This is a genomic window from Nonomuraea sp. NPDC049480 (assembly GCF_044465905.1).
Classification (GTDB): domain Bacteria; phylum Actinomycetota; class Actinomycetes; order Streptosporangiales; family Streptosporangiaceae; genus Nonomuraea.
In genome coordinates this window covers 1-15,285 of record NZ_JBITMD010000047.1, presented here as the reverse complement: position 1 = coordinate 15,285, position 15,285 = coordinate 1, and the positions used below count along the sequence as shown (strand labels likewise).

Below are 15,285 nucleotides of genomic sequence, written 5' to 3'. Positions count from 1 at the left end.
TCAGGCCGTCCTTTCCGGCAGGGCCGGAGCGGACCGGCGCCGGTTGAGCCGGCGGCCCGCGACCACGATGGCGACGTTCACGGCGGCGAGCCCGGCCAGGGCAGGTGTGAGGTGGGCCAGGGCGCCCTGCGTGTCACCGAACCAGAACGTCCATGCGATCTTGAACAGCACGGCTCCGTTGATGACGACCAGCGCCCATCGGATCGATCGCCGCCACAGGGCCAGCGCCAGGGCGGCGAACATAAGCGGCACGAGCAGGGCGATGGCGACCTTCGCGGCCGTCCACTCCCCGAGCAGGTAGTCGCGCTCGGCCCGCAACATGTCCACGACCGCGGGGTCGGGCCGGTCGGGCGCGGGGAACCAGGCCATGCTGGTCGCCAGCGCGACCAAGGTGAGGACGATCCCGATGAGGCTGCGTTTGCAGGCGAAGTAGCAGAACGGCAGCAGGAACAGCGGCCGGACGTACCAGCTGAGGATGTTGTGATGGCGGTCCCACGCCCACGTTCCGAGGGCGTCGACCCATTCAGCGATTGATGACATGTCACGTCCTTCAAGGGATCGGACCAGCGCGTCCCTGAGCAGGCGGGGGTCCTCCTGCTGGGCGATGCGGGCCCGGTGGGTGGTCAGCGGGCGCAGGCGGTCGAGCAGGCGCAGTCCGCGATCGCGTACGGCCCGTCCGGCTGGGCTGGTCATGGCGCTGAGCCGGGCGAGCCGGTCGGCGACATCCTGGACCTTGCGTACCCAGGGACGGCGGCGATCGTCATAGCGGCGCGGCGCTCGGCGGCAGGGCCTGCGTCCAGTGTCGCAGGAAGACGGCCAGGTCGCGCCGGGCCAGGGCCTCGGCGATGGCCGGAGCGTGGGCGGCGGCGTAGAAGTAGGTGCCGGCGCCGATCGGCGCGCCACCGAACAGGCCGAGCGGCGTCCAGTATTCGCCCTCCAGCCCAAGATCGTCGCCGTGGACGATGCCGCGCACGTAGACGGTGCCGGTGTCGCGCGCGACGGCACCGAAGTCGCCGCCCTCGCGGACGACCGAGTGAGTGCCGCCGGCGCCCACCACCAGTTCGGCTTCGATCGTGCGCGGGAGGTCGGCCTGGACCGCGTGCAACAGGCTTGCATACAGGGTGCCGCGCCGTACGGCCAGGGCGTGATCCTGGCCGGGACCGAAGTGCGGCAGGGTCGCGTTAACGATCCGGCCGGTCGCGGTGCGGACGACCGCGCCGATGAGCGGTGCCCGTGACGTTCCAGACTTTCGGCGAGGAACAGGGCGTCGAGGACAGCGAGGCCGTTGGGCTGCAGGAGCAGCCTGGCCCCGGCTTCGCGGGGTTCTGGCACCCGCTCGATCAGCGTGATGCGGGCGCCGGACGCGGCCAGCAGCAGGGCGACGGTGAGTCCGCGAATCCCGCCGCCGACCACGGTCACGGGGCTGTCGTGGATGGCCATCGCGGGCTTTCGATCAGCCTTCGCTACCGGACTGCGGCATCCGCCGCGGCCTCGGTCGGCGTTGGGGGGCGACGGACAGGGCGACCATCCCGGTGCCCACGAGCAGCACCAGGGCGCCGACCACGAACGTGACGGTGACGGCGACGCTGACGGCGGGAACGCTCATGCCGGCGCGCAGATCGGCCCGCACGCCCGCCGAGCCGTCGGAGTTCATGATGACCGCGGCCCAGTCACCGGAGACGATCTGCCAGGTCAGTGTTCGCGCTCCGGTTCCGGTGTCGGAGGCGACCCAGAAGTTCTGTTCCGCGGGGACTGTGGCCGGCGCGCCGCCCTGGCGTTCGGTGTAGCTCACGCCGAACGGCCCGAAGTCGAGGTCTCCGATGTCGTCGTGGTTGACCTTGCTGAGATAGGCGGCCACCTCGTCGGCGGAGCCGATGCCGGCGAACAGAGGCTTGGCGTGGTCGAGGGGGTCGAGCTGGATGCGCATCTTGCCCAGCATCTCCTGACCGAAGAGGGTGTCCGGCGGGACGGTGCGGAAGTCCAGCGACGGCGCGGCGATGGCGTAGGTGTCAGTGGTGAACCGTCCGGGTCCGGCGGTGAAGAATCCGTCGTCGTCCTGTTGCCGGTCCACCACGAGTGCGACGCCGGCGCCGCCCAACGTGGTCAGGCCGGACATGGCGAGCAGAATGCCGATGAGGATTACGGCTATGCGGCCTGCGCTCAGGGGGCGGCGGTTGATCGGGCGGGACGTGGGTGTTGCCTCGCTGATGGTCATGGTCGGCGGCTCCTCGCTGGAACGGCTTGTTTGCCGTGCCATCACGCTCGCAGCGGGAAGCGAGGAGGGTAAGCCGGGCGGCTGGCCGCTGAGGGGGCCGGTTTTCTGGTGTCCCGCTCAGGTGCGCAGGAACAGCAGGACTGCCAGCACCCGGCGGGACTCGCTGCCGGTGGCCGGGAGACCGAGCTTGCCGAAGATGCTGGACACGTACTTCTCCACCGCGCGCAGTGTGATCACCAGCCGGTCGGCGATGCCCTGGTTGGAGGTGCCGACGGCCATCAGTTCGAGCACATCGCGTTCGCGTGGCGTCAGCTGGGCGAGCGGGTCGTCGCTGCGCCGCCGGGACAGGAGCGTGGAGACGATCGTCGGGTCGATGGCCGAGCCGCCCGCCGCGACCCGCCGTACGGCATTGAGGAAGTCAGGGACGTCGCTGATGCGGTCCTTGAGCAGATAGCCGACGCCCTCCGCGGAGTCGGCGAGGAGCTTCATGGCCAGGCCGAGCTCGACATACTGCGACAGCACCAGCACCCCGATGCCGGGGTGGGAGGCGCGGATCTCCATGGCGGCCTGGACGCCTTCGTCGGTGTGCGTGGGCGGCAACCTGATGTCGACGATGACCACGTCAGGGAGCTGGACGCGCATCGCGTGGCGCAGCTCGTCGGCGTCGCGGCAGCGGGCCACTACGTCGAAGCCGGCGTCGGCGAGCAACCGGGCGAGGCCTTCCCGCAGCAGCACGCTGTCTTCGGCGATCGCTACCCGCATGGCATCTCCGCTCTCACCCGGGTGCCGTCGCCGTGTGGGGTCCACACCCGCAGCCGCCCGCCCTGTGCCTCGACACGATCCGCCAGCCCGCGCAGGCCGCTGCCGCTCTCGGTGTCGGCGCCGCCTACGCCGTCGTCCACCACCTCGACCACGAGCTGGTCGTCTACCCGGGTGACGTCCACGGTGGCCGAGCTCGCCCGGGCGTGCTTGCCGATGTTGGCCAGGCTTTCGCAGACCACGTAGTAGGCCGCGACCTCGGCCGCCTCGGCGAGCCGGCCGTCCAGATCGACGGTCAGGCGGATCGGGACCGGCGCCCGCGCGGCCAGCGACTCCAGCGCCACGGCGAGGCCGTGGGCGGTGAGTACGGCCGGATGCAGGCCGCGCGCGATGTCGCGCAGCTCTGCCAGGGAGGTCGTGACCTCGTCGCGGGCCTGGGCCAGCAGGGCTCTGGCGTCGGCGTCACCCTCGAGCCTGGTCTCCAGCATGCCCAGGTTGAGTGACAGGGCGACCAGCCGCTGCTGGGCGCCGTCGTGCAGGTCGCGTTCCAGTCGCTGCCGCTCCTTCTGGCCGGCCTCGATGACCCGGGCCCGCGATCCGCGCAGCTCCTCGACGTTGGCCCGCAGCTCGGCCTGCAGCCGGCCGGTGTGCAGGGCGAGGGCGGCTGCGGCTGAGACCGCCTCCAGCAGTTCCGGCTCGTGGATGAGCGCCGGGTCGTGGATGAGGGCCGCCACCTGCTTGCCGTCCTGCTCGATCGGCGTCACCCCGGTCCGGTCGGTGGGCAGCTCCACGGGCTTGCCGTCCTGGTCTGCCCAGCTGCCGAACTTCGGCAGCCAGTACACCAGCGACAACGACGGATCACGCAACGCCCTGGCCAGCGGCCCACGCAGGTCCGCGGGTTCCGCCCGCAGCTCGACCACGAGATCGCCCACAGACACCCGCGCTAGCCGCGCCTGGAGCAACCCGGCCAGGAAAGCGACTGGGGCCAGGCCGAGCACCGCCAGGCAGATCTGCTGGATCGTCGGGAAGAAGAGTTCGGCGAACACCCCGACCAGGAGCAGGAGCGCGATCATCACCAGCGCCAGCGCGGAGATACCGGTCATCAGCGCGAGCGGGCGTCGCGGCGGCCGCTCCCCCGCTCGGCGCCGCCCGGCCAGCAGCGCGACCCCCGTCAAGGCGACCCCACTGATCAGGACCAGCTCCACCTGGTAGATCCCCTGCGCCAGGACCGGCGCCTCGACGAGCCGCAGTACGTGCGGCTCCAAGCCGCCCAGCACCATCACGGCGAGCTGCACGCCGGTCGCCGCCACGTAGCCGACGCCGATCAGCGCCCGCTCCAGCCGCCCGGCTAATCGGCCTGTCGGGAACGCCAGGAACACGTGCACGATGAGCACCAGCGGCAGCAGGTCCAACGCCTGCCCGATGGTGTGCGCCACGGCGTTGCCGGACGGGAACAGCATCGACGTAAGTGAGGAAAAGCCGGTTACGATCATGAGCGGGCCGAGCCGGTTGGCCGGCCTGCGCCGCCACGCGATCAGGCCGCTGACGGTATACGACAAGGAGATTCCACACAGGAGTGTCGCGTTCAACGGGTTGGCGCCGACGGCCACCGCCAGAGCGATCGAACCGGCCAAGCCAGCCATGAGCGCGACGGCGAGAACGACCAGCAGAGGCCCCGGTGCCCGCTGGGGGGTTACTGGCATCCATCACCCCTCTCCCAACGGTCGTGCAGGGCGACGGCCAGGATGAAAGGAGGCGTCGCGCACACGCTACGCCCCCTGGCGACCGCCTGCCAGGGCTCTTGGCGGCGAAGAGATACCAGAAAACCGCCCCCCAACCGGCCAGCAGCCCGCCTTACCCGCCACGCCCCTGGCCTGCCAGCGTGAACAGCAACGAGAAACCGCCAGGGAGCCGCAATGAAGACCCGGGTCATCCAAGACGACCCAGACGACGAGCCACCGCTCGCCCTCGAAGAAGCCCAGTGCGAGGAGCCCGACCCACCGCTTCCCCCCGGCGACCCAACGCCCTCCCAGTCCGCCCAGCCCACCGGGCAGCAGGCAGAAGCGGACGATCGTCCATCCGGGAGCGGCAAGACCTGAACATCTCCGGCTCAGGGCGGTTGTGACCTGAGACCAGACCCGGAAGGGGCCATGCCATGACACGCCCTCTGGCCGTCAGCTAGCCAACCGTCCGGCGGCACTCCTCGTGCGCCGGGATTCGGCTTGGAGCTCGGGTTGTGCGGCCAGGTGCACCAGGCCCGCAAGCGGTTGGCCGCCAGTACGCGGGTATCGCCGCTCAGGCGCTGTGTGCGCAAGCGCGCCGCCGACGCCGCGCACCTGGCCCTGGTCGCCGCGCTGCCCCGATGCGGTCACTGCGGTCACGCGATGCCAAGGCCGTAAGCGCGCCGACGCTCCCTCCTGCACCAGCGCCTGCAAGGCCAAGGCGGCGCGGCCCCGCGCCGCCGCCGGAGCCGGCCGATCAGGACGCCCAAGCGGTACGGCGGCACGTGCGTGCGCCGTGGTCATCGCCTTACGCGGCACGGAGGGGCCGCCTGGCTTCCCGGTGTGCCAGGTGGCCTGGGCATCATGACCGCATCGTCCACAGGCCGGCCCAGGTGAGGGCCAGCCCCAAGGGCACGCCCAAGGGAGGCTGTCCCATCAGGACGGCGACGGCCCCTGTGGCGATGACGGTGATGGCGATGGCCTTGGGCAGGGCACCGGCGCGCAGGCAGCTGGCGCCGAAGAGCACCCATCCGACCGCGAAGAGCACGTATGCCGAGCGTCCGCCGGCGAGCAGCACGCCCGAAGTTCCTTGCCCGAAGATCTGCGGCGCGGTCTGGGCGATCCATGGGCTGGCGAATCCCTCGAACCAGTAGTCTCCCGCCAGATGGACCGTGCCCAGCAGGACGGTGATCAGCGCGGTCACGCCGAACCAGCCCGCCCGCGCCGCCTGCCGCTGGTAGATCGCCACGGCGGCGACGACGAGCAGGGCCATCGCGATGAACTGGGCGATGGCGTTGCCGACGTAGAGCGGGTCGGCGAGGGTGGCCGCCCAGTCGCCGACGTCCAAGGTGGCGATCTGGACGAGTTGGGTGAGGACCAGCGCTAGGCCCGCGGCCAGTGTGAGCGGACCGGCCGCCCTCGCTAACGGCAGTGTCTGGCCGGTGGCGACAGCGGCGGCGACAGGCTCGGTTTGATTTGTCATTGCTCCTCCAAGTGAGCGACAAATCCACCGTCGCACCCGGTATCGCACACGATAAGCCGGGAAACCCCTTGATGCGGGGGCCGGTTTTCTGGTGGGCCGCGTCACCCGCCCGCCGGATCACCCAGTACCGAGGCCCTGGACGACGACCCCGCCGTCGTGCCGTGAGCCGTTCGCGCTGCTGCTCGGCGCGACGTCGTACCGGGATGGTCACGGGATTCTGGCCGGGGCGAGCACACGATCCCGAGGCGCCGCCGGTGCACAGGGAGTTCGGGGAGATCTACAGGCGGATCGGGATCAACGTGGTCTCGGACTCTCCCGCGTGGGTGCCGCAGTAACAGCGAGCCGCCTCGGGCGAAACACCGCTTCCAGGCCGGTTTCCGGCGTGTTCCCATGCTGCACCGCTACCTGCCCCCGGTCTGGCCTGCTGGCCGGGCTGGTGCGCGCAACTCGTCGCGCAGGTACGCCGGTCCGCAGCGTGCCTGGCGGTGAGATACCAGAAAACCGGCCCCGAACCGGCTAGAAGCCCGCCTTATCCCCTGCGTCCCGGTCTGCCAACGTGAGGAGCAACCCGCCAGGGAGGCCCGACGAAGATCGGGTCAAGACGAGCCAGCCCAGGAAGGGCTACGCCATGACTCACACCAACCAGGCCGTCAAGGCCGCCATCCGTTCGGCGGCGCTGCTCGCGGTGGTGATGTTCGGGGCCCAAGCTGGGTACGCGGCTCCCGCCATGATCAGCACATCCGTGAGCGCGGCGGTGCCGGTATTGAGCCTGCCCCGGCCCACCGGGCAACACCCCGTCGGCGTGCGATCGGATTCGGTCACGGACCCGGCGCGGATGGACGAGGAGACCGGCAGGCCCCGACGTCTGCCGGTGCGGATCTGGTACCCGGCCGTACACAGCGGGCCCGGCCCATCAGCGCCGTACGTGTCGCCGGCCATCCGCGCGTATCTGGAACGGAGCCTCAGCCTGCCGGCCGGGTTGCTGGACATCGACACCCACGCGTCACCGGATGTCCGCCCGCGCCGCGACATCGCCGGTATCGTCATCGTCCAGCACGGCGGCGGCCTGCTCGCGGCGTTCCAGACCGGGCAGGTGATCGACCTGGCCAGCCGCGGTTACGCGGTCGTCACCATGGACCACCCGCATGAGAGTCTCGTGGTGGAGGAACCCGACGGAAGGCTCATCTCCGGTACCGACCCAGAAACCCACCCCTTCCAGGAGCGGATCCTCGACGCCGCGACTGTGCTCGGCGCCTTGTCGCGGCTGGTGCCCGAGGCCGGCCGCCGTACCCCCATCGCGATGATCGGGCACTCCCGCGGCGGCGCCGCGGCGGCTGAAACGATGCTCCACCACCCGCAGATCGTCGCCGGCGTCGACCTGGACGGCAGCCCTCGCGGCGAGGTACTCCTGGCCGGGCTCGACCAGCCGTTCGGCCTCATGCTCAGCTCCCAGCAACCGTTGGAGGGCAACGCGCTGCTCGCCCAGTTCCTGGGAAACCTGCGCGGTCCGCACCCGGTTCGCGAGCTGGCGATCCTGCATTACGGCTACACCGACTGGGTGGTGTTCAACCCGCAGGCGACGCGAGCCGACCCCGCGACAGGTGCCCTGCTCGAAGGGTATTTCAGCACCGGCACCGCCGATGACCTGCGCGCCGGACACCGCGCGTTGGCCGCCCAGCGCACATTCGTGGCCCGGTTCACCCAGCACTACCTCGGCACCGCACGCACATCCGCACAGGGAGTAACCCCATGAACCGTCTCGACGCGGGCCGCCGGTCCGCCGTACGCACGCGACGAAATGCCCGACACCGCCTGACGGTGCTGCTGCTGGTCGCCGTCTCACTGGTGCTCGCGGGGGCGTTTCCGGCAGAGGCGGCGTCCGGATCGTCGCCACCGGGCCGAAACGACCGGCAGCTACAGGCCGCGCTCGACCGGGTCGTGGCCGCCGGCGCGCCCGGTGCGATCCTGCTCGACCGTCACGACGGGCGCACCACCCGGATGACCAGCGGCCTGGCCGACATGGCCACCGGCCGGCGAATGCGAGCCGGCGACCGCTTCCGCGCCGCGAGTCAGATGAAGTCGTTCACCGCCGCGGTCGTCCTCCAACTGGTTCAGGAGCGCCGCCTGGGCCTTGACGATGCGGTGGACGGCCTGCTACCAGGCGTGATACCGCACGGGTACGGCGCCGGCGTCACGGTGCGCCACCTGCTGCACAACAGCAGCGGCCTGTTCGACTTCGGCGACGACCCCCGGGTGCTCGAACCCTATTTCGCGGGTGACCTCGGCCACGTGTGGACGCCCCGGCAACTGATCGACATCGCCTTCGAGCATGCGCCGCTGTTCCCGCCGGGCGCTCGATACTCCTACTCCGACACCGGATACTTCCTCGCCGCGTACGTCGTCGAAGCCGTCACCGGGAACAGCTTCGACCACGAGTTGCGCCGGCGCATCATCAACCCGCTCGGCCTGCGCGACACCAGCCTGCCCACCGTGCCCGGCATCGCCGGCCGGCACGCACACGGCTACATCGTCGTGGGCGAACCGCCGGCCGACCTCGACATCACCTACCTGTATCCGTTCGCCTGGGCCGCGGGCGGTCTGACCACCACCGTGGACGACTCGGCGACGTTCTTCCGTGCTCTCTTCGACGGCCGGTTGCTCTCACCCGCCCTCATGGCCGAGATGAAGACGACCATCGAGGTCGACGACAGCGACCTGCCCAGCCGCTCCGGGCTCGGCGTACAGCGATGGACCCCGTGCGGCGTCGCCTGGGGCCACAGCGGCAACAGCCCCGGATACCTGATCTACACCTGGATCAGCCCAGACACCCGACACGAAACCGTCCTGATGATCAACGAGGATCCCCTGTCGCTGGAAGCCGCGGCGGGGACGGCCTACGTCGACCTGCTCAACCGCGCCTACTGCAGCCGCTGACAACTCGCCGTGGCGGGGGACCGCCTGCACTGCGCCAGTCGTCAACTGCTCTTCTTTGAGCAGCCGGGCCAGCATGAAGTCGGCGAGAGCACCGGCGCTCATGGGGCTTGATCCAAAGCCCCATGCGCCGTGCCATCCGACGGAGCATCCGCCAACAGCCGCCGTACCTGCTCGTGCGACATCCCCGCATGCTGACCGAGCCGACGCAACCCCCAACCTTCCCCCCGAGCGTCCGCCATCGCTGCCGTCGACGCCTCCGCGACCACGCCGTCCAGCATCACCCGCAACTCCGCGAGCCGCCACAACCTGATCGCCGGAGCCAACCCGACCAGCTCGGCACAGAACCGCTCAACATCCGACCGGATGAACGCCACACCCTCGAACTCCGCCATCCAGCAAGACTGACCTGGTCAACCGACCGGTGTTAACAAATGTGACAGTAACCCCGGTTCGCCGGACATTTCCTACTCGAGAGGGCCTGGGCACGATGGCGGATCCGGCGGAACTGGCGGCGGCGCCGGTGGCCATCGGGCTGCTGAAGAGGTCCTTCACCGCCGCCGAGCCGGCGGCCGAGGCCGAGGCCGAGCGGAACTGCACCGGCTGGAGCCGCAGTCATCTTGGGTTCCTGTCCTCATTTCAGCAGGTCAAAGAGATATGATCTTTACAGGCACGTAGGCGCGTAAGCCTGTCCGGGCAAGCGTTTCGACCGAAACGCCCGTAAGGGCTTCCTGGGCCCGCGTGGCGGCACAAGAAGGGCTGGAAGTACCGCCAGGCGCGCAACATGCTGGGCACCAGTCGCTGGAACGGCGCAGTTTAGGGCCGCCAAGAGGTCAACGACCAGCTCGGCAAGCAGTGCGGCAGGGTGGCCGCCAGGCAAGGGCGGCCGTCATCGGCCAGTAAAGTGATCACGATGACGGACACGCGGCTGACCACCCACCGAGACGTTTCCACGGCCATGGCCCGCTACGACGACCGGCAACTGGCCGAGTTGCTGGAGCGCGAGGCCGTGCCCCTCGGCACCGGCATCGGCGGGGCGTCCGCGCGGCTCGAGGTCGGCGGCACCTCGGTCTTCGTCAAACGCGTGCCCCTCACCGAGCCCGAACTGCGCCACCCGCAGTCGACGGCCGACCTGTTCGGGCTGCCGCCCTTCTGCCAGTACGGCATCGGCTCGCCCGGCTTCGGCGCCTGGCGCGAGCTGGCCGCGCACACGATGACCACCGAGTGGGTGCTGACCGGCCGGTTCCCCGGCTTCCCGCTGCTGTATCACTGGCGGGTGCTGCCCGACGCCGAGCCCGCCCCGCTGTACGGAGAGCTGGCCGACATCGATCGGGCGGTCACCTTCTGGGAGGGCGCGCCCGGCGTGCGCCGCCGCCTCGAAGCGCTGGCAGAGGCTCCAGCGAGCCTGACGCTCTTCCTGGAGTATTTCCCCTACAACCTGCACCAGTGGCTGGACGAGCGGGTGCGCGCGGGCGACGCCGACCGCGCCTGCGCCCTGGCGGACCAGGGGCTGCGTGAGGCCGTGTCCTTCATGAACGCGGGCGGTCTACTGCACTTCGACGCGCATTTCGAGAACGTCCTCACCGACGGGCGGCGCTTCTACCTGACCGATTTCGGGCAGGCCGTGTCGATCCGGTTCGACCTGTCAGAGGAGGAACAGGCCTTCTATCGCCGGCACCTCACCTTCGACCGCACCTACACACTGACGTACCTGGTGAACTGGCTGGCCGGCGCCTTCCACGGCGCCGACTGGCAGGGGCGGCGCGAACTGGTGAAGGAATGGGCGGCAGGCCAGCGGCCGGCCGGCGTGCCGGGCGGGGTCGCGGCCCTGCTGTCGCGGCACAGCCCGCTGGCCACCGTGCTGAACGACTTCTACCACGATCTGCAGAGTGAGAGCAGGAAGACGCCGTACCCGCTGGAGGAGATCCGTCAGGTTGCCGGACGGCACGCCTTGCCGCTGGAGTAAAGGTCACCCACCGCTTGGGGAGGTGCACGCCGATCAGGAAGGACGCTCTGCTCGGTGAGGCTCACTCGCCGCGATGGTCCTCGCCACAACGTCCAGGACCTTGACCTGGCCAACCGGCGCGCTCCCATCCGCGACGCCAGGTTCGACGGGGCCGCCGGCCTGGAGAGAGCTGAGCTGGACGGCGTGGGTGTGGCACCGGCCGAGGGCGTGACGCGGAGTTGGCCGCCGAGGTGGCGGGTGGAGGAAACGGCCGACGGGTGGCAGACGCTGCGCCTGGCGTCCGGCGCGGAGGGGACCGCCGCGGCCGGGTGCAGGCCGGTCCCGGAGCCGACCCCGGGGCCGGAGGGTTGACAGGCGCTGCTGATCGTTATCGCGCCGGGACTATCCCGCCATGCTCGACCGTAACTGTCGGGCGGGCGGAGTCATCGTGCCAGACCCGGAGACTGCCCCTTTCCGGCTTACTTGGGCTGTACCCGTACGAGGCGCCACCTACTGGATCCCAAGCGTCTCTGATCGGCTTGGCGATCCTGAGGAATCCCCAGGAACAGTGCACGGCGAAATGCCGGGCATGCGCCGATCGTCTTCGTGTCCTGGTGCCGGTGGACAAAGCCCCCGGCCCGCGTGGCACGTCCTTTCGGACGCCATCGGTCCAGCGTGCACGGCTATGGGACCGAGGAGGGTGCCCCGCGTCGCCTGGGCATGGGGCATGCTGATGTCAGAACGATACCATACGATCACCAAGAGTCACTCATGAAAGAAGGGGACCTTGGGCCCGCCTGAAGATCCGAACTCAGAACAGGCCCCAGTGTCATCAGCGTAGGGTGGCCAATGTGCCGAGGGGGTTGTCCAGGAGGTTGGCGAAGGCGAGTTCGGCAGCCCCGGCGAGCGTGGTGTCGTCACCAAGGGCCGTCACGGCCAGGCGGACACGTTCGCGCGACACCGGCAGGACATGCGCGTCGATCCGGGCGTGGACGCGTGGCGCGGCGCCCGGGTAGACATCGCGGAGCATCCCGCCGAAGACCACGAGCGCCGGGTTGAACAGGTTGATGAGGTTGACGACGCCGACGCCGAGCCAGTCGCCGATGCGGTCGAGGGCGTCCCGCGCTCGGGCGTCGCCGGTCCCGGCGAGGGCGACGACGGCCTGGACGCCGTCGCGTCCGACGAGTTCGTCGGACCGTCCCGCGTAGTCGAGCAGCGCCTCCTCCCCCACCTCGGCCTCCAGGCAGCCGCGCGACCCGCACAGGCAGGGCCGCCCGTCGAACGGGTTGACCAGCATGTGCCCGAGTTCGCAGCCGTAGCCTGCGTCGCCGTCCAGGAGTTTGCCGCCGACGATGATCCCGCCGCCGACGCCGACGTCCCCGTGCAGGTAGATGAGGTTGTCGACGTCGCATCCCGCGCCGCGCACGTGCTCGGCGATCGCACCCAGGTGCGCCTCGTTGCCCACCTCGATGGGAAGCCCGAGGCCGAGCCCGGCGGCGAGTTCCGCGCCGAACGCCTGGTCCACCCAGCCGAGGTGCGGTCCGTACCGGACCGTGCCGTCGGCGCGCCTGATCAACCCGCAATACGACGCGCCAACACCCACGCACAACGCGCCCGGACCGGCCCCGACGACCAGTTCGCGACCAAAGGTGGCGAGAACGCCGACGACGTCCTCCAGGTCGACCCCGGCGCGGGTGCGCACGGCCTCGCGGCGGTCGAGGACCCGGCCGCCGAGCCCGACACGGGCCGCGAGCAGCCGATCCACGGCGACGTCGAATGCGAGCCCATACACTGTCCCTCGCTCGGGCATGACGACGATGGACGGCCGCCCGGCACGGCCCCGCCCGGTGGGGACGCCCTCGCGGACGAGCCCAGCCGCGGCGAGTTCGGCGGTCAGGTCCATGATGGTGCTGCGGTTGAGGCCCATCCGGCGGCTGAGCGCGGCCCGTGAGACCGCCCCGTCCTTATGGACGCGCCGCAGCACCTCACTCAGGTTCCGCTGCCGCATCTGCTCCTGCGTCCGCACGCCCGCCGCCGATCTCGTCATCCCCGCCAGCCTAGACGTGTCTTCAAATGATCACAGCCAGAGCAGGAGGCAGGCCATGGTGACGACGGCAACGTAGGAAGTGGCGGTCTTGTCGTAACGGGTGGCCAGGCCGTGGAAGTGCCTGATCGAGCGGCCAGTGACCGTTCGAGCGCGACGGAGTAGTCCAGGTCGTTCATGGCCGGCGGGCTCTAAGCGGTGGCGGCGCTGTGGCGGGCCGCCGATCGGTGACCCGCCCGCGCCGCGCCGCCGGTCACGGTGTGGCCGTACCCCCGTCCACGCCGATCGCCGGGAGCGGCCGTGCCGCCCTGGTCGCCGCCCCCGCGTCAGGCCCGCACGCCGCCTCCAGCAGGTGGTTCCCGATCGCGAAGTCGATGGGGTGCGCGACAGGACTACCGTTCTCGTCGAGCTGCTGGTAGTTCCTCAGGTTGGTGCCGAAGGCGAACTGGTGGCCGCTGTCGGTGTTGGAGAACGCGAAGGTCTGCATGCCGGGGATGCTCCCGTCGTGCCCCCAGAACCTGCCGCACGGCAGGTCGAGGGGGAAGATCCCGAGACCGTAGTCGACCACGGCGCCCGAGAACGACCGGATGGGCACGGTCTTCTGCATCTCGGCGAGCAGAGTCGCGTCGAGCAGCTCGCCGCGCAGCAGCAGCCGGAAGAAGCGGTTGAGGTCCTCCATCGTCGAGGCGACCGCACCCGACGTCCAGGCCCAGGACATGTTGTAGACGCTGTAGTCCTTGGGCGGGTCGAAGTAGCCGAACAGCGCCTCGTACGCCTTGGAGCTCTGCCCAGGGAGGTACGGCGTACGCGGGAACGACGTGTGCCGCAGCCCGGCCTTCCGGAAGACGTGGTCGGTGATGTACCGCTCGGCACTCATGCCCGTCACCTTCTCCAGCAGCAGGCCGGCGATGACGAAGTTCGTGTTCGAGTACGCCCCGGGTGTCACCCCCGGCTGCCCGGTCGCGGGGGCGCCGAGCCCCGCCCGCGCCAGCTCCTCCGGCGGGAAGGCGCGGAAGCGGTTGGCGTCCAGGCTCTCGACCGTCGGGAAGAGCACCTCGGTGTGGTTGGCGATGTGGCTGGTGTGGTTGAGCAGCATGCGTACGGTGATCTGCTGCCCGCGCTCACCCGGGATCAGATCCGGCAGGTAGCGGCCGATGGGCGCGTCGAGCTCGATCGTGCCCTTGCCGACCTGCTGTAATACGGCCACGGCGACGAACGACTTGGTGATGCTCCCGGCCCGGTGCACCATCTCGGGCCGCATCGGGCGGCGGCTCTCGACGTCGGCGACGCCTGCGGCGCCCTTCCAGCTCCGCCCCCCGTCCACGACGTTCGAATAGATGCCGTACATGCCGGCCTCGTGCACGGCGTTCAGCGTCTGGCGCAGCCGCTGCCGGTCGAGGCCGCCGTCCTCAGCGGCGGCCACGGGTCCCGCCGCGAGCAGCGCGGCGGCCAGGGTCGCGGCTCCCAGCCGCGAGGCGAGCGTGCCGAATCGACGAATGGTCATGGCGCCCAGCATGAGCCCTCCGCTCGGCGGAGGTCAGTGCGCTGTGTCACAGGTCCCGCATGACAGAAGTCAGCTCTCGCACCAAGTCGGCGTGGCCGTCGTCGGCCAGGCCGGGCAAGGTGGGTGTTCCATACCGCCTGCCTTACCGCCTGGGCCGCTGGGCCGGCGCCTCCTGGAGGGTGCCACCTGAATACGGTGGCCGCGCGTCCGTCGCGTGATCCTGCCCCTGTTGACCAACCAGCCAACGCCGGCTCAGCCGATCTTTTTCCCGGTCGAGCAGCCACCCACCGACTCCGAATCGGGCCCAGAACGTCTTGACCTAAGTACGTGATGGCGGATCGTTATCACGTACATGAGCGATCACGGAGACGTGCCGAGTAGGCGTGCCGTTAAGAACCATGCGATGAGCCGCCAAATGGCGTCTGAGGTGGTACTTCTGTGCTTCCCACGCGTTCCCTGCCGGTTCCGAATGGCGGGTTCTTACCCGTGAGCGCCCCGAACGTTGAAGAGGAACCGCGCAGGATTGAACGGTAAGCCAGGGGGCTCTGATGCCTCATGGTGCCCCTCGGCGGGCGAAGGTCAGGCCGTCGGGACTGTACGGTCTTCGGTGTAACTCCTGATCAAGGAGAACGCACCTGATGAGTACTGTGATCCAGGCATCGACGGAGATCGACCTGGAGGAC

General features: G+C 70.0%; 14 protein-coding genes and 1 pseudogene. 5 read left to right on the top strand and 10 right to left on the bottom strand.

Translation table 11 applies throughout. The features are described from left to right. The 7 genes and pseudogenes from ACIBX3_RS58335 to ACIBX3_RS58305 all read right to left on the bottom strand — a co-directional run bounded on the left by ACIBX3_RS58335 (nucleotide 1) and on the right by ACIBX3_RS58305 (nucleotide 6,178). On the bottom strand, nucleotides 1–693 hold the full coding sequence (locus ACIBX3_RS58335; protein WP_397129527.1) for a hypothetical protein: 693 nt from the start codon (nucleotides 691–693) through the stop codon (nucleotides 1–3). A 67-nt stretch (nucleotides 694–760) separates the two neighbouring features. Beyond that, entirely contained in the window at nucleotides 761–1,105 is a 345-nt protein-coding gene (locus ACIBX3_RS58330; RefSeq protein WP_397129526.1) for a hypothetical protein, read from the bottom strand. A gap of 125 nt (nucleotides 1,106–1,230) precedes the next feature. Then, nucleotides 1,231–1,440: pseudogene (locus ACIBX3_RS58325) on the bottom strand (FAD-dependent oxidoreductase); the annotation flags it as partial. A 13-nt stretch (nucleotides 1,441–1,453) separates the two neighbouring features. Beyond that, nucleotides 1,454–2,215 carry a hypothetical protein gene (locus ACIBX3_RS58320; protein ID WP_397129483.1) on the bottom strand — a complete coding sequence of 254 codons (762 nt, stop codon included), beginning with the start codon at nucleotides 2,213–2,215 and terminating at the stop codon, nucleotides 1,454–1,456. Nucleotides 2,216–2,332: 117 nt separating this feature from the next. Continuing rightward, nucleotides 2,333–2,977: a response regulator gene (locus tag ACIBX3_RS58315; protein ID WP_397129482.1), complete on the bottom strand. Its 645-nt coding sequence runs from the start codon at nucleotides 2,975–2,977 to the stop codon at nucleotides 2,333–2,335. Further along, the gene (locus ACIBX3_RS58310) at nucleotides 2,968–4,677 is read right to left on the bottom strand and encodes a sensor histidine kinase (RefSeq protein ID WP_397129481.1); all 1,710 of its coding nucleotides are present in this window, start codon (nucleotides 4,675–4,677) and stop codon (nucleotides 2,968–2,970) included. Before ACIBX3_RS58310 ends, ACIBX3_RS58315 begins: the two co-directional genes overlap by 10 nt. An 880-nt stretch (nucleotides 4,678–5,557) precedes the next feature. Continuing rightward, nucleotides 5,558–6,178, bottom strand: a complete 621-nt coding sequence (locus ACIBX3_RS58305; protein WP_397129480.1) for a hypothetical protein — start codon at nucleotides 6,176–6,178, stop codon at nucleotides 5,558–5,560. Between the two features lie 628 nt (nucleotides 6,179–6,806). On the opposite strand from ACIBX3_RS58305, the gene ACIBX3_RS58300 reads away from it, so the two are divergent. Then, entirely contained in the window at nucleotides 6,807–7,931 is a 1,125-nt protein-coding gene (locus ACIBX3_RS58300) for an alpha/beta fold hydrolase (RefSeq protein ID WP_397129479.1), read from the top strand. Beyond that, nucleotides 7,928–9,112: a serine hydrolase domain-containing protein gene (locus tag ACIBX3_RS58295; protein ID WP_397129477.1), complete on the top strand. Its 1,185-nt coding sequence runs from the start codon at nucleotides 7,928–7,930 to the stop codon at nucleotides 9,110–9,112. The genes ACIBX3_RS58300 and ACIBX3_RS58295 overlap by 4 nt, the downstream gene beginning before the upstream one ends. A gap of 98 nt (nucleotides 9,113–9,210) precedes the next feature. Here the strand turns inward: ACIBX3_RS58295 and ACIBX3_RS58290 are convergent, their stop codons facing one another. Next, nucleotides 9,211–9,504, bottom strand: coding sequence for a hypothetical protein (locus tag ACIBX3_RS58290; RefSeq protein ID WP_397129476.1), 294 nt, complete (start codon nucleotides 9,502–9,504; stop codon nucleotides 9,211–9,213). A gap of 95 nt (nucleotides 9,505–9,599) precedes the next feature. On the opposite strand from ACIBX3_RS58290, the gene ACIBX3_RS58285 reads away from it, so the two are divergent. From ACIBX3_RS58285 to ACIBX3_RS58275, 3 genes are all read left to right on the top strand, one after another. Further along, nucleotides 9,600–9,770, top strand: a complete 171-nt coding sequence (locus tag ACIBX3_RS58285; RefSeq protein ID WP_397129475.1) for a hypothetical protein — start codon at nucleotides 9,600–9,602, stop codon at nucleotides 9,768–9,770. 252 nt (nucleotides 9,771–10,022) lie between these two features. Next, complete coding sequence (locus tag ACIBX3_RS58280; RefSeq protein WP_397129474.1) at nucleotides 10,023–11,075, top strand: protein kinase family protein; 1,053 nt, start codon at nucleotides 10,023–10,025, stop codon at nucleotides 11,073–11,075. 54 nt (nucleotides 11,076–11,129) lie between these two features. Next, nucleotides 11,130–11,426, top strand: coding sequence for a hypothetical protein (locus ACIBX3_RS58275; RefSeq protein WP_397129473.1), 297 nt, complete (start codon nucleotides 11,130–11,132; stop codon nucleotides 11,424–11,426). 460 nt (nucleotides 11,427–11,886) lie between these two features. On the opposite strand, the gene ACIBX3_RS58270 is transcribed toward ACIBX3_RS58275, so the two are convergent. Both ACIBX3_RS58270 and ACIBX3_RS58265 read right to left on the bottom strand, forming a co-directional pair. Beyond that, a complete protein-coding gene (locus ACIBX3_RS58270; RefSeq protein WP_397129472.1) occupies nucleotides 11,887–13,101 on the bottom strand; it encodes an ROK family protein in 1,215 nt (404 codons plus the stop codon). Nucleotides 13,102–13,351: 250 nt separating this feature from the next. Further along, on the bottom strand, nucleotides 13,352–14,602 hold the full coding sequence (locus ACIBX3_RS58265) for a serine hydrolase domain-containing protein (RefSeq protein WP_397129471.1): 1,251 nt from the start codon (nucleotides 14,600–14,602) through the stop codon (nucleotides 13,352–13,354). Nucleotides 14,603–15,285: the final 683 nt, after the last annotated feature.

Bases quoted from the DNA above. Each gene is read 5' to 3' on its own strand.
- ACIBX3_RS58335 (WP_397129527.1), bottom strand. From the start codon at position 693: ATGACCAGCCCAGCCGGACGGGCCGTACGCGATCGCGGACTGCGCCTG.
- ACIBX3_RS58320 (WP_397129483.1), bottom strand. From the start codon at position 2,215: ATGACCATCAGCGAGGCAACACCCACGTCCCGCCCGATCAACCGCCGC.
- ACIBX3_RS58315 (WP_397129482.1), bottom strand. From the start codon at position 2,977: ATGCGGGTAGCGATCGCCGAAGACAGCGTGCTGCTGCGGGAAGGCCTC.
- ACIBX3_RS58310 (WP_397129481.1), bottom strand. From the start codon at position 4,677: ATGCCAGTAACCCCCCAGCGGGCACCGGGGCCTCTGCTGGTCGTTCTC.
- ACIBX3_RS58305 (WP_397129480.1), bottom strand. From the start codon at position 6,178: ATGACAAATCAAACCGAGCCTGTCGCCGCCGCTGTCGCCACCGGCCAG.
- ACIBX3_RS58300 (WP_397129479.1), top strand. From the start codon at position 6,807: ATGACTCACACCAACCAGGCCGTCAAGGCCGCCATCCGTTCGGCGGCG.
- ACIBX3_RS58295 (WP_397129477.1), top strand. From the start codon at position 7,928: ATGAACCGTCTCGACGCGGGCCGCCGGTCCGCCGTACGCACGCGACGA.
- ACIBX3_RS58290 (WP_397129476.1), bottom strand. From the start codon at position 9,504: ATGGCGGAGTTCGAGGGTGTGGCGTTCATCCGGTCGGATGTTGAGCGG.
- ACIBX3_RS58285 (WP_397129475.1), top strand. From the start codon at position 9,600: ATGGCGGATCCGGCGGAACTGGCGGCGGCGCCGGTGGCCATCGGGCTG.
- ACIBX3_RS58280 (WP_397129474.1), top strand. From the start codon at position 10,023: ATGACGGACACGCGGCTGACCACCCACCGAGACGTTTCCACGGCCATG.
- ACIBX3_RS58270 (WP_397129472.1), bottom strand. From the start codon at position 13,101: ATGACGAGATCGGCGGCGGGCGTGCGGACGCAGGAGCAGATGCGGCAG.
- ACIBX3_RS58265 (WP_397129471.1), bottom strand. From the start codon at position 14,602: ATGACCATTCGTCGATTCGGCACGCTCGCCTCGCGGCTGGGAGCCGCG.